Here is a 13,211-nt window from a genome sequence, read left to right on the forward strand (position 1 = left end):
CGGAAGCACTTATCGGTCACTTTGTTTTATACTGCCACCCCGCGTTGGGTTGAATAGGGATGGCAGATGAGTGACAGCGGCTTGCGTGAATTGCTGAACCGGCATTTCGCGGTCGAACAGGTGGATGCGGACGTGCTGCGGCAAATGGCAGGCATGGTGCGCGACTGGCTCGCGCCCGAGGGCAAGTCGCCGTATCCCGTCACGCCCATCGACGACCTGCTGCCGCTGTTTGCCGACCTGGCGCCGCCCGCAAGCGGCATGGCCCCGGCCCAGGTGCTGGAAGAGTTGCAACGCAAGCTGCTGCCGCATACCGCGCGCCTGAACCACCCGAAATACATCGGTCACATGACCCAGGCGCTGCCCTGGATGACGGTGCTGGTGGAAGCGCTCGCCGCCGCCCTGAACCAGAACCAGGTCAAGATCGAAACCGCCTATGCCTCCACGCTGGTGGAAAAGGAGATCCTCGGCTGGATGCACCGCGTGGTCTACCGTGCTCCCGATGCGGTGTACGTGGACGCCATGCGCGCCAAACACCAGGCGCTGGGCAATATCGTCAACGGCGGCACCATGGGCAACCTGACTGCGCTGGCGGTGGCGCTGGAACACGCACTGCCGGGCGTGCGCAAGCACGGCGTTTACGCGGCGATGCAGCAGTCTGGCCAGCGCGGCCTGGCGGTGATCGCCTCGGCGCGCGCCCACTATTCGCTGAAGAAGGCGCTGGGCACGCTGGGACTGGGCGAGGACGCGCTGCACCGCGTCCCGGTCGATGCCGACAACCGCATCGACCTGGTGGCGCTGGAAGAGACCATTGCCGCGCTCAAGCGCGACCGTATCCGCATCGTCGCCATCCTCGGCATCGCCGGCACCACCGAGACCGGCGCCATCGATCCGCTGGCAGCCCTGGCGGCCATCGCGCGGCGCGAACAAACCTGGTTCCACGTCGATGCCGCCTGGGGCGGGGCGCTGCTGATGGCCGAGCGCTTCCGGCCGCTGTACGCGGGCATCGAGGCAGCCGATTCGGTGGTGATCGACGGCCACAAGCTGTTCTGGGTGCCGATGGCGCAGGGCATGGTGCTGTTCCGCGACCAGGCCAGCCTCGACCTGCTCAGGCACAACGCCAATTACATCATCCGCAGCAATTCGGGCGACCTCGGCCAGACCTCGCTGGAAGGCTCGCGCCGGTTCGACGCCTTGAAACTGTGGGTGTCGTTCAAGCTGCTGGGCGAGGGCGGCTACGCCACGCTGCTGGGCCACGCGGCCGGCCTGGCCGCCGCCATGCGCGAGCTGATCGCTGCCCAGCCCGATTTCGAACTGACCAGCAATTCGGATAACTTCATCCTGACCTACCGCTACCTGCCGCCGGCGCTGGGCCAGCGGCTGGCGCAACTGCTGGCCGCCGGCAGTATCGACGAGGCCATCATTCTCAACCGCCAGGTCAACGAGCTCAATGCGCGCTTGCAGGAGCGGCAAAAAGCCAACGGCCACAGTTTTGTCTCGCGTACCGTGCTCGAGCGCGCACCGTTTGCCGAGGGCATCACGGTGCTGCGCGTGGTGCTCAGCAATGTGTACACCACGCCGGCGCACCTGGGCGAAATCATTGCCGAGCAGCGCCAACTGGGCGCATTGCTCGCCGCCTGCTGATCAGCGAGCAGGGGCGGGGGCGGGGGCGCGGTCACTGTCGACCACTGCCGGAATTTCCCTGGTCGGCCGGGCGAACTGGCCCTGCATGGCATCCACCCCCGCCTGCGGCCGCGCCAGCGCGCGCAGGTCGTCGCGCTGGCTGCGGATGCGCTCGGTACTGACGTCCATGCGGCGGTCGCGCTGCTCAACCAGCGCCGGCCTGGCTTCGCCGTCACGGTTGAACGACCACGCCAGCATCGGCTCGCCGAACGGCAGCGGGTCGTTGTGTTCGCTGTGGTGGCCGGTGTTCCAGATATGCCAAGTCTTGCCATAGCTATTCATTTTCGTGCGCATCAGCGATTTTTCCGCTGCTGCCGGCAAACCCGGCGCAATCAACTGGCCGCTGAGGATTTCGCCGTTGTGCGGGTGCCAGTACTTGCGTTCGCCCTCTGGCAGGGTGGCGAACAGCTTTTCAGAGATGATGTATTCGACGCCGTGCAGGTTGGCGTTGCGGCCGTTGCCGTCAAATAGTACGCACTGGGCGAAATCTTCGTTTTGCTGGTGGCAGTAATGATGGGCTTCGATCTGGTTCTCGGGCATGTCGCGCATCGGGTGGAAGCCCACCAGGTAGATGTCGAAGCCCGGTATCGGGCCGCTGCCTTGCAGCAGCTTGGCGCCGGCCTCCAGAACGCGGGTTTTGGGCGTTTTGTCGGCGCCGGGCGGGGTGGCGGTTTGGGCAGAAGCGGCCATCGCGGCGACAGCCAGGGCGCAGCCGGCCAGGGTGGGAATGAACGGGTACATGGCGAATCTCCTTGCGGAAAAAGGAAGGAGTGATCAAGTCTAGCCACCCTGTGCACCGCATGTCGCGCGTTTTATGTGGAGAAATAATCTTCGATAAAAACTGCCGCATGGAAATAAAAGTAGCATTAAATTCATGGTCTGATTTACAATCGTTTGCGCTACCCAACACGCGAATCCACGCCCAGATGAATGTAGATCCACAGATTTTTATCCTCTTTTCGCTCGGCATCGATGTCCTTCTGTGCCTGGTGCTGGTGTTTCTATGGTGGCGCCACAACGACGAAAAACATGCGCTGGCCTGGGCGTTGGGACAGTTTGCGCTCACCATGGGCATCGTGAGCTGGAAACTCGATCCCGGCTATCTCCCCAGGACCGCCATGGCCGCGCTCACGCTGGCGGTCAGCATGGCCGGTTTCTGGGCCGGCACCGAAGCCTTCCTTGGCAAACTGGATCCGGCGCGGCTGCGGCGCGCGGTGGCTGTTACGATCGGACTCGGCTTTGCCTGCTACGGCGTCTTCGTCAGCGCCGGCGCCGTCATTGGCGTGGTCACTGCCTTCGGCTATGCCGTGATTTTCCTCTGGGTGGGCTGGCGCCTGCTGAGCCAGCGCACCGGCTACCGCTTCCTGGCCTGGGTATTCTTGCTGCGTGGCTTGTTCAACCTCGCCAACAGCATGCACCTGGTGCCGGACGTGGTCGAGTTGTGGCTCATGTGGTCGTTCCTGGTCAAGGCGGCCTCGATGTTGGGCCTGATCCACGCGGTGCAGGACAAGCTGCAAACGCGCTACACCCATGCCATCGATAGCCTGGGCAAGGGCTTCCTGGTCACCGACCGCGAGGGCGTGATCCGCACGGCCAACCAGCGGTGCGTGCAATTACTGGGCGCCCCCGGCTTGCGGCAACTGATCGGCAGCAAAATCGGCGACTGGCTGGACGGGACCACCCGCCATACGGTGGCGGGCCACTTCCAGCGTTTCGCCGATGCCGTGACCTATCCCTACGTGGAAACCACGGTATTCCGCGCCGGTACCGGGGCCGAGCTGCCGGTGGAGCTGATCGCCTCGCCGCACTACGAGCGCGGCCAGCTGTTTTGCATGATGCTGGTGATGGACATTACCGATCGCAAGAAGAAGGACGACCAGTTATACCGCGCCGCCCATTACGACAACGTCACCGGCCTGCTCAACCGCCACGGCCTCGGCATTGAGCTCGACCGCGCACTGCTGGCGCGCGCTGCCGGCCAGCAGTGCGCGGTGCTGTTCATCGACATCGACAAATTCAAGCGCATCAACGACTCGTTCGGCCACGCGACCGGCGACCAGCTGCTGCGCCAGGCAGCCGCGCGGTTGCGCGAGTGCGTGGGCGAAGCGGATTTGCTGGGCCGCTTCGGCGGCGACGAATTCGTGGTGGTGCTGCCCGGTCTGGTCGCCGGCACGGCGCCGGAGTGCGCTGCCGTCTGCGGCGAGCGGGTGCTGCGCGCGCTGGGCGCCAGCTTCGACCTGGCGCCGCATGCGATCACGGTATCGGCCAGTATCGGCGTCGCTTGTCAGGGCAGCGACGGCGCCGAGGCCGACACCCTGGTGCGCAACGCCGACATCGCCATGCACGAGGTCAAGAAATCGGGCCGGGGCCAGCTGCGCTTCTACGACCCCGCCATGAGCGCCTATGCGCGCGAGGCGCTGGTGATCGACGGCGCCTTGCGCGGGGCGATTGCCGCCGGCGAGCTGTGGCTGGTCTACCAGCCCATCATCGACGCCCGCACCGGCCGCCTGGACAAGGTGGAAGCGCTGCTGCGCTGGCACAGCGCCACCCTGGGCCATGTCGGCCCCGACCGCTTCATCCCGGTGGCCGAAGACAGCGGCCTGATCATCGACCTCGGCGCCTGGGTGCTGGCCGAAGCGTGCCGCCAGTTGGGCGCCTGGCGCGCCGATTTGCCGCAGCTGGCGATGAGCATCAATGTCTCGGCCCGGCAGTTGCTCGATCCCGCCTTCATTAGCCTGGTGGAGCAGGCGCTGGCCGACCATGGCCTGGCGCCGCAGCGGCTGGAACTGGAGTTGACCGAACGGGTGCTGATCGGTAACGGCGAGCAGGTTCGTGCGGCGCTCGCGCGGCTGCACGACCTGGGCGTGAGCATTTCGCTCGACGACTTTGGCACCGGTTATTCGTCGCTCAGCTACCTGACCCAGTTCGACATCAACACCCTCAAGATCGACCGCGGCTTCGTCACCGGCATGGTGGACAGCCCGCGCAGTCACGCACTGGTGGCCACCATCGTGGCCATGGGCCATAGCCTGGGCATGCGCCTGGTGGCCGAAGGCGTTGAAACCGCCGACCAGGCCAGGGCGCTCGACGTCATCGGCTGTCATTATCTGCAGGGCTACCATATTTCGCGGCCGGTGGCGGCTGATGAGTTGCTGCGGTTTGCGGCGTCGCGTTCCGGTGGTGAGCGCTAACGACAACGCATTGTTGATTCACTGCGCACGGCTGTCTCGTAGCGGAGCTGACACTACAACGTGACCAGTTCGCCGGTGCCGCCCATCACATCATGTACCAGCAGCGCTTCCGCCGTCGCAGGGGCGCAGATCACCAGTGCGCCGTCGGCAGACCATACGCCCGACTGTCCGGCGCCGTTAAAATTATCGGCCGGGCCCACGCAATTGGCCATGATGACTGTCATCGCGTGCCGCCTGGCGATTGCCGGATAATGGTTATACGCGGCTGCGACGCCGCGCGCGGACTTGGCCACGCTGGCGAAATAGATGTGCGCTCCGGCGTCTGCCGCTTGCTGCGCATGGTCCGGTTGCAAGGACTCGTAACAAATGGCCGGCGCCAGCAGGTGGCCACCGACGGAAAACAGCCGCTGTTGCGCGCCAGGTGAAAAGAAGGGCAGTTCATCGGCATGCAACTGCTGCTTGGCATAGGCGCTGCGCGCCACGCCGGGCTGGAACACGATCATGCCGATCTCGATGCCGTGCTCCCCGCGTAGCGGTGCGCCGACGGCAATCAGCATCGCGAAGCGGTCGCTCAGGCGCTGAAACGTATCGAGGCGTTGGTCGTCCGGCGCCATGGCCAGCTGCGCCGCCAGGCCCGGTTCATAGCCGGTCAACGACAGTTCCGGGAAAAATATGCCGTTGGCGCCGTGGGTGGCCGCGCGTTCGACCAGTTGTTCATGCTTGGCGATATTCTTGACGATATCACCAGCGGTTGACGCGATTTGGGCGGCGACGAGTTTCATTGATTTTCGTGTCAGTTGTCAGGGAGTTGGGCTGGCAGGCTCGGCCAGTTTCCAGCGCCGGCCCGGATAATCGATCGTCAGCACCCGGTCGCCCAGCGGTTTCAGGCCCAGCACGCCGATCAGCCGCACCGGCGCCCGGAAGCCCTGGTCCACGCAATACGAGGCCTGCATGGCGGCCACCGGCTGCTTGCCCACCGTGAAGTCGCCGGCAGCCCTGGTCTCGTAGCAATCGATATCGCGTCCCCAGCTGCGGATCGAATACTTGCGCACCTTGGCGCCCGCCTGCAGCGGCGTGTTGTTGGTGAGGGTGGCCCACTCGGCGGCGCTGGTAGCGTTGAGGCCGAAGCGAGCCGAGCCTGTGTCGAGCAGCGCGTAGCCGGCCGGCTGGTCCGCTTGTGCCACCTCCACCAGCGTATGGCCGCCGGTGCCGGCCCAGCGCGCATAGAACAGCGGCTGGGCGTTCGGGTCGTTTGCCAGCAGCGACTGAGGTGCGTAGGCCACGAGTGCGCCGCCCAGGTCGAGCGTGAGCGTGCCTTGCTCGAAGAACGCGTTGCCCAGGGTGGCGATGACGCCGATCTTGCATGCATCGCTGGTCAGTTGCGCCAGCACGGCAGGCGCGGCGCTGGCGTACGACCGCAGCCCCGCAAACTCCACCAGCACCTTGCGCGGCTGGGCGGCCGCCGGTGTGGCGACCGCAACGGCGGGCGCTTGCCCATGCCAGATGACCGCCTCGTTGGCGCCCGTGTCGAGCTGTGCGTTGCACGCGATGCCGTCAACAGTGATCGGCAGCACGATCGCCAGCCGCTCCACCGGCCCGCCGTCCACGCTGCCTGTATGCCAGTGAAACGGTTGCCAGTCGGCGGCGTGGGCGGGCCAGAGCAGGCAGGCGAACAACAGCGGGAGAGCGTGGCGCATGGAAAGTGGGGAAGAAGAAAAAGCGATGTTAGCAGTTTCTTATCTTAACCCGCAAATTTGTAATGGTTATGAACTTTAATAGCAGTATTATCCTTGATCCAGGCATTATTAATGCTACTCTTCTACCTATATGGACCCAATCTGCAATCTGGAACTCTACCTCAACGGCGCCTGGCGCGGTGCCGCTGCAGTCGAGCTGAACGGCGACCCCGCGAAGGGGCTCGACGCACATACAGTGCTCGCTTACACGTCTGCCCATGCCATCGACCACCTTGGACGGCGCGACGCGGCGGCACTGTCCGCTGCGTTGCCGGTCAGCCTCATGGTCGAAAGTTTGCCCCACTGGCCGGCCTTCCTGGTGGACTTGCTACCGCAAGGCTATGGCAGGCGCGAGGTGCTCAAGCAATTGCAGCGGCAGGAATATGCCGAGCGCGAGGCCGACTGGGCACTGCTGCTGGCCGGCGCCGGCAACCCGGTGGGCAATCTGCGAGTGCGCGAGGCTTATGAATGGGCGCTGCAGCGCACCGGCGCTACCGCACGCGGCTTCACGATGGACGAGGTGGCGCGCCGTGCTGGCGACTTCAACGAATACCTGGCGCAGCATGGCCTGTTCCTGGCCGGGTCGTCAGGCGTGCAGGGCGAGTGGCCCAAGATCTTGCTCACGCGCGCCCGCGACGGCCTGTTCTATCTCGACCATACCTTGCCGGACCACGAGGCCGACGAACATTTCATCGTCAAGTTCGGACGCGGCGACGATGCGCGCCTGGCCGATATCCTGCGTCTCGAAGCGCCGTATATGCAACTGGCCGCGATGCTGGGCCTGAACGTGCACAAGCCGTTGATGTTGGTGGACCGGGCGCTGTTCATCCCGCGTTTCGACCGCGCGGTGGTCGATGGCGCGGTGCTGCGCCATGGCCAGGAGAGCGTGGCGGCCTTTTGCGGGTTGACCGGCTTTGGCGTAGCGCCCAGCCACAACGAGGTGTGCCGACGGCTGGGCGTATGGGCGAGCGACCCGGTGGCAGACGTCATCGAATACATCCGCCGTGACATCGCCAATATCGCGTTGGGCAACAAGGATAACCACGGCCGAAATACGGCCATCCAGCGTCGCCAGGACGGTACCGTGGCGCTGGCGCCGTTGTTCGATTTTGCGGCGATGTGGTTACACCCAGATGGTATCGCCCGCAAGATGCGCTGGGATCGCGACGATGACGGTGCGCCGCAATGGGCCAGCGCCATCGCCCAGGCGGCGCAGGCGGCCGGTATCGACGAGAGGCGGGTTGTGGCAGGGGTGCGCGCCATGGCGGAGCCGCTGGCGCAGGTGTACCAGGCCGCGCTGGACCTTGGCATCGACGAGCGGGATTTTCTCAAACCGATAGAAAAATCGCTGCTGAACGTGCGTGCGCAGTTGGAGGCGTTGTAATGGACAAACGCTACCACCCCCACAGTCCCTCCGAACAACTGGCGCAGCGCAGAAAGCTGGCAGACGAACTGGCGCAGCAGCCGGCCATGCCGATCCCGGACGTGATCCGCAAGACCCGTACCGCGCTCCGCCTCACCATCGCCGAGTATGCAGGCTTGTGCGGCGTTTCGAGCCGCACCCTGGCCGATATCGAGCGCGGACATACCAGTCCCACCCTGGCTACCGTGGAAAAGCTGTTGCGCCCGGTGGGCCTGGTGGTGGGCGCGGTGGCCGCGCCACGACGCTAATCGCCGCCCTAACTCACGCCTGAACCGCCATCCTGGCCGGGCCCGCCGTCTATGCGGCGGCTGCCCAGCGTGGTCGCGTATTCGTGGGTAAACAGGGCACCGAAGAAGAAAATTTGCGCTGAATAATATATCCAGGTGATCAGTGCGACGATGGAGCCAGCCGCGCCATACGAGCTGCTGAAGTTGCCATGCCCGAGGTACAGGCCAATCAGCACCTTGCCAACCAGGAACAGCAACGCCGTCAGGATGGCGCCCACGATCACGTCGCCCCAGGCAATGCGGGTGGCGGGCAGGTACTTGTACACGAACGCGAACACCACGGTGATGATGATCATCGACAGCGCCGAGAATGCGTATTGCAGCACTTTGCCGGGATCGGTGGGATCGGCCCAGCTGCTCTGGAACGCCGCCAGGCCGGCATTGATCGAGAGCGACATCATCAGCATCAGCGCCAGCACCATCAGCAAGCCGAACGACAAAAAGCGTTCGCGGATGAAGATCCACACGCCCGAGCCTTGCGACGGCGGGATTTGCCACAGTTCGTCCAGGCTTTCTTTTAGCTCGGCAAATGCGCTGGTGGCCGTGATCAACACGATCACGCCGGAGATGATGCTGGCCGCCAGGCTGCCATCTGCCTGGCGCGCGCCGGCAATGATCACCTTGAGCGCTTCGCTGCCCTGGCTGCCGGTCAGGCCGCCCAGTTCCGTCAGCAGCGCAGTGCGCACCACGTCTTCATCGAAGAACAGGCTGGCCAGGGCGACCACCAGCATCAGCATCGGCGCCAGCGAAAACAGCACGTACAGCGTCAGCGCAGCGCCCTTGCTGGCGGCGCGCCTGGCCAGCCAGGCCATGGCGGCAGCCTTGGCCATTTGCCCGACGGCATACACGTAAGCGGAAGGGCCGCCGTGCTTGACGCGCAAGGCGATTTGGCGGCGATTGCGGGCGACGGGATCGTCCTGGGCGATGGTGGTAGAAGTCATGGAGTTAGCAATTGTTGGTCACACTCTGATGGTCGCCGCCACCCATTTCGCGGTCGGTGCGCACGCGCACGGAAGCGGGGAGGGTGGTGCCCCACACTGGCTCGCATAGTCCAAGCCTCCAACCCATTCAGGAAACCCCGATGACCAAAGAAACCCATGCCGCACCCTATCCCCATCCTGCCGGCGGCTGGGGCTCCGTCAAGGAAGTAGGCACGATCTTGCTGGACCAGGGCGTGCTGCTCAAGGGCGGCAACCTCATGCTGCACCAGAACAAGACCGATGGCTACGCCTGCGTGGGCTGCGCCTGGGCCAAGCCGGCCAACCCGCACCCGTTCGAATTCTGCGAAAGCGGCGCCAAGGCCACGGCCTGGGAAATCACCAGCAAGACGATCGGCGCCGATTTTTTCAGGAAGCACACGCTGACCGAGTTGCGCACCTGGTCCGACCACCAGCTGGAAGCCGTGGGCCGCCTGACCGTGCCGCTGCGCTGGGACCCGGACAGCGACCGTTACGTGGAAGTGGCGTGGGAAGCCGCGTTCAACGAGATCGGCCAGGAGCTGAAAAACCTGCATGCGCTTGACCCCAAGAACACGGTGTTTTATGCATCCGGGCGCGCCTCGCTGGAAACCTCGTATATGTACCAGCTGGCCGCGCGCCTGTACGGCAACAACAACCTGCCGGACAGTTCCAATATGTGCCACGAAAGCACCTCGGTGGCGCTGCCCAAAACCATCGGCGTGCCGATCGGCACCGTCAACCTCGACGACTTCGAGCAGACCGACTGCATCCTGTTCTTCGGCCAGAACGTCGGCACCAACAGCCCGCGCATGTTGCACCAGGTGCAGTCTGCACGCAAACGCGGCGTGCCGGTAATCACCTTCAATCCCTTGCGCGAGACCGGCTTGCTGTCGTTCGCCAACCCGCAATCGCCGACCGAGATGTTGACCACGGCCGAAACGCAGATCAGCACCCAGTACCTGCAAGTGAAAGCCGGTGGCGACAGCGCCGCCATCATGGGCCTGTGCAAGGCGCTGATCGCGCGCGACGACGCGGCCCAAGCTGCCGGCAGCGCGCGCGTGCTCGATGCCGGCTTCATCGCTGAGCACACGGCCGGCCTCGACGATTTTGCCGCCCAGGCGCGAGCCACCAGCTGGTCCGCCATCGAAGGCCAGTCCGGCCTCACGCGCGCGGCGCTCGAAGAAGCGGCCGCCACCTATGCAAATGCGAGGCGCGTGATCGCCGTGTACGGCATGGGCCTCACCCAGCATCGGCACGGCGTGCAGAATGTCGAAATGGTGTCCAACCTGCTGCTCTTGCGCGGCAATATCGGCAAGCCGGGCGCCGGCATCTGCCCGGTGCGCGGTCACTCCAATGTGCAGGGCCAGCGCACCGTGGGCATCACCGAAAAGCCGAAACTGGCGCCGCTCGACCAGCTGGAAAAACAATACGGCTTTGCGCCGCCGCGCGACGAGGGCTTGAACACTGTGACCGCCTGTCGCGGCATGATGGACGGTTCGGTCAAAGCCTTCATCGGCCTGGGCGGCAACTTCCTGCGTGCCGCACCCGATACCGTGCGCCTGGAGGCAGCCTGGTCGCAACTGCGTCTCAACGTGCAGATTGCCACCAAGCTCAATCGCAGCCACGTGGTGCCGGGCGCTGTCAATTACCTGCTGCCATGCCTGGGCCGCATCGAGATCGACCGCCAGGCCGGCGGCGAGCAGTCGGTGGCGGTGGAAGACAGCACCGGCTATATGCACGGCTCGCGCGGTCGCGCCGAGCCGGCTGCTGACACCCTGTGGTCGGAACCGGCCATCGTGGCGGCGCTGGCGCAAGCCATGTTGCCGTCCGAGCGCGCAGCGCTGGTGCCGTGGGCCGACTGGGTGGCCGATTACAGCCGTATCCGCGACGCCATCGCCGTCACCTTCCCCGACATCTTCAACGACTTCAATGCCCGCATGTGGACGCCGGGCGGCTTTCGCCGTCCGGTGCCGGCTGCACACCGCGAATGGAAAACCCCGAACGGCCGCGCCAACTTCATCGCGCCTGCCACGCTCGAGGAAAACCCGGACCAGCAGCCGCTGGCACGCGACATACTGCGCCTGTTTACCATCCGCAGCGACAGCCAGTTCAACACCACCATCTATGACCTCGATGACAGGTTCCGCGGCGTGTATGGCGGCAGGAAGGTCTTGCTGGTGAACCCCGACGATATCGTCCGGCTTGGCCTGGCGGAAGGCGCGCTGGTCGATGTGCACGGCGTTACGGACGATGGCCTGGTGCGCACGGTCGCTGGGCTGAAGCTGGTGGGCTACGAAGTGCCACCCGGCTGCATCGCCGGCTACTATCCCGAGTGCAATCCGCTGCTGCCGCTCGAACACCATGCGCTGGAAAGCATGGTGCCCGCCGCCAAGGCGATCGCGGTACGGTTGGCGCCTGCTGCAGGGTAGATCGAGCAAAAATCACGCAATGTCACGCGCCTGACATACTGCTGCGATAACATCCGGAAACTTTTATTCCCCTGGATGTTATCTTGCGTTCGTACGCCTCCCGATATTGGCCCTGGGCCTGGTTGCTGCTGGCCTTGCTGGCGGCGGCCGTCTGCTGGAATCACGCCGTGGTAAGCGCCGAGCGCACCCGGCGCGATGTCGAGCAGACCGCGCGGCGCGAGCTCGCTGCTCACGTCGATGCGTTCGAGCACTACCTTACCCGCAGCGTCGCCCAGATGGACCAGGTCACCATGCAGCTCAAGCATGGCTGGGAGCAGAGCGGCGGCACCTTGCAGCTCGATGCGCTGTACCGCGACGGCATGTTCACCGATCCGGCATTTCCCGAGATCGCCATTTATGCCCCCAACGGCCGCGTGCTGAGCCGCGCCGGCCGCCATCATGGCGCCGGCGCGGGCTTGCCGGCCTCGTTCGGCTTTCACCAGGCTAATAATTCGTCGGCGCTGCGCATCCTGGCGCCGGGCGGCGCGGTGCAGGCCAGCCAGCAATTCGTGCAGTTCACCCGCCGTCTCGACCGCCGCGACGACGGTTTTGCCGGGGTGTTGGCGCTTACCCTCGATGCCGATTACCTGACGTCGTTCTACAACCAGCGCCTGCTGGGCGGCCACGGCGTGGTGGCCGTGTTCAGTGACCTTGGCAACGCCAGCAGCGTGCGCCTCGAAGCCCACGGCGACGCGCTGACCCTGGCGCCCGGCGCCTCGCTGTTTGCCACGGCGCCGGCGCTGACCGGCGGCTTCGACACCAGGCTGATGGCAGGCGCGGCCTTTTCCGACCACGCCCCGCGGCTGGTCAGCTGGCGCCATTCCAGTGCCTACCCGGTCGTGGCACTGGCCGCCATGACCTCGGCGCAAGCGCTGGCGCCGGCCGCCACCGACTGGAGCCGCCGCCGCGACCGCGCGTTCTGGCTCACGCTGCTCACCGTGCTGCTCGGTGGGTTGGCCACGCATTACAGCCTGGGCATCGAGCGCCGGCGCGTACGCAGCAGGGCTGCGCACCAGGCCTATCGCATGGCAACCGAACACGGCAGTGACGGCTTTTACCTGGCCGCCGCCGTGCGCGACGCTGCCGGCGCGGTCATCGATTTCGACATCATCGACTGCAATGCGCGCGGCGCCTATTTCTATGGACTCGGGCGCGACCAGCTGATCGGCCGCCGCGTCTCCACCCTCGACCAGGACGTGTTCGGCACGGCGCTGCTGCCGGTGTACCTGCAGGCGCTGCAAGACGGCAACTACGACGACGAGCGGCAGATGTCGCCCGACGGCCAGCTTAATATCGGCTGGGGCCGGCGCCGCATCGTGCGCGTGGGCGAGTGCCTGGCCATCACCTTGCAGGACGTCAGCGAACGCAAGCTGCACGAGCGCGACATGGAACACCTGGCGCTGCACGACCCGCTCACCGAGCTGCCCAACCGCCAATGGCTGGTGCGCGAACTGCCGCGCCGGCTGA

General features: G+C 65.3%; 9 protein-coding genes and 1 pseudogene. 6 read left to right on the top strand and 4 right to left on the bottom strand.

Translation table 11 applies throughout. The features are described from left to right. Window positions 1-66 precede the first annotated feature (66 nt). Window positions 67-1,641 carry an aminotransferase class V-fold PLP-dependent enzyme gene (locus DUPY_RS10490; RefSeq protein WP_070247769.1) on the top strand — a complete coding sequence of 525 codons (1,575 nt, stop codon included), beginning with the start codon at window positions 67-69 and terminating at the stop codon, window positions 1,639-1,641. Here DUPY_RS10490 and DUPY_RS10495 read toward each other — a convergent pair whose 3' ends face one another. Next, window positions 1,642-2,421, bottom strand: a complete 780-nt coding sequence (locus DUPY_RS10495; RefSeq protein WP_070247770.1) for an OBAP family protein — start codon at window positions 2,419-2,421, stop codon at window positions 1,642-1,644. Window positions 2,422-2,606: 185 nt separating this feature from the next. Here DUPY_RS10495 and DUPY_RS10500 point away from each other — a divergent pair, with 185 nt between their 5' ends. Further along, window positions 2,607-4,871 carry a putative bifunctional diguanylate cyclase/phosphodiesterase gene (locus tag DUPY_RS10500; RefSeq protein ID WP_070247771.1) on the top strand — a complete coding sequence of 755 codons (2,265 nt, stop codon included), beginning with the start codon at window positions 2,607-2,609 and terminating at the stop codon, window positions 4,869-4,871. 53 nt (window positions 4,872-4,924) lie between these two features. Here DUPY_RS10500 and DUPY_RS10505 read toward each other — a convergent pair whose 3' ends face one another. Both DUPY_RS10505 and DUPY_RS10510 read right to left on the bottom strand, forming a co-directional pair. Then, on the bottom strand, window positions 4,925-5,653 hold the full coding sequence (locus tag DUPY_RS10505; protein WP_070247772.1) for a carbon-nitrogen hydrolase family protein: 729 nt from the start codon (window positions 5,651-5,653) through the stop codon (window positions 4,925-4,927). Window positions 5,654-5,671: 18 nt separating this feature from the next. After that, on the bottom strand, window positions 5,672-6,568 hold the full coding sequence (locus tag DUPY_RS10510; protein ID WP_141749504.1) for a hypothetical protein: 897 nt from the start codon (window positions 6,566-6,568) through the stop codon (window positions 5,672-5,674). Between the two features lie 130 nt (window positions 6,569-6,698). Here DUPY_RS10510 and DUPY_RS10515 point away from each other — a divergent pair, with 130 nt between their 5' ends. After that, window positions 6,699-7,991, top strand: a complete 1,293-nt coding sequence (locus DUPY_RS10515; RefSeq protein WP_070247774.1) for a type II toxin-antitoxin system HipA family toxin — start codon at window positions 6,699-6,701, stop codon at window positions 7,989-7,991. Then, entirely contained in the window at window positions 7,991-8,278 is a 288-nt protein-coding gene (locus DUPY_RS10520; protein ID WP_070247775.1) for a helix-turn-helix domain-containing protein, read from the top strand. Before DUPY_RS10515 ends, DUPY_RS10520 begins: the two co-directional genes overlap by 1 nt. A gap of 8 nt (window positions 8,279-8,286) precedes the next feature. On the opposite strand, the gene DUPY_RS10525 is transcribed toward DUPY_RS10520, so the two are convergent. After that, entirely contained in the window at window positions 8,287-9,258 is a 972-nt protein-coding gene (locus tag DUPY_RS10525; RefSeq protein WP_070247776.1) for a YihY/virulence factor BrkB family protein, read from the bottom strand. 140 nt (window positions 9,259-9,398) lie between these two features. Here DUPY_RS10525 and DUPY_RS10530 point away from each other — a divergent pair, with 140 nt between their 5' ends. Next, window positions 9,399-11,705 (top strand): FdhF/YdeP family oxidoreductase, encoded by a 2,307-nt coding sequence (locus DUPY_RS10530; protein ID WP_070247777.1) that lies wholly within the window; start codon window positions 9,399-9,401, stop codon window positions 11,703-11,705. Window positions 11,706-11,788: 83 nt separating this feature from the next. Next, window positions 11,789-13,211, top strand: a pseudogene (locus tag DUPY_RS10535) (bifunctional diguanylate cyclase/phosphodiesterase); the annotation flags it as partial.

It is taken from the genome of Duganella phyllosphaerae, from assembly GCF_001758785.1.
In the GTDB taxonomy this organism is placed as follows: domain Bacteria; phylum Pseudomonadota; class Gammaproteobacteria; order Burkholderiales; family Burkholderiaceae_D; genus Rugamonas; species Rugamonas phyllosphaerae.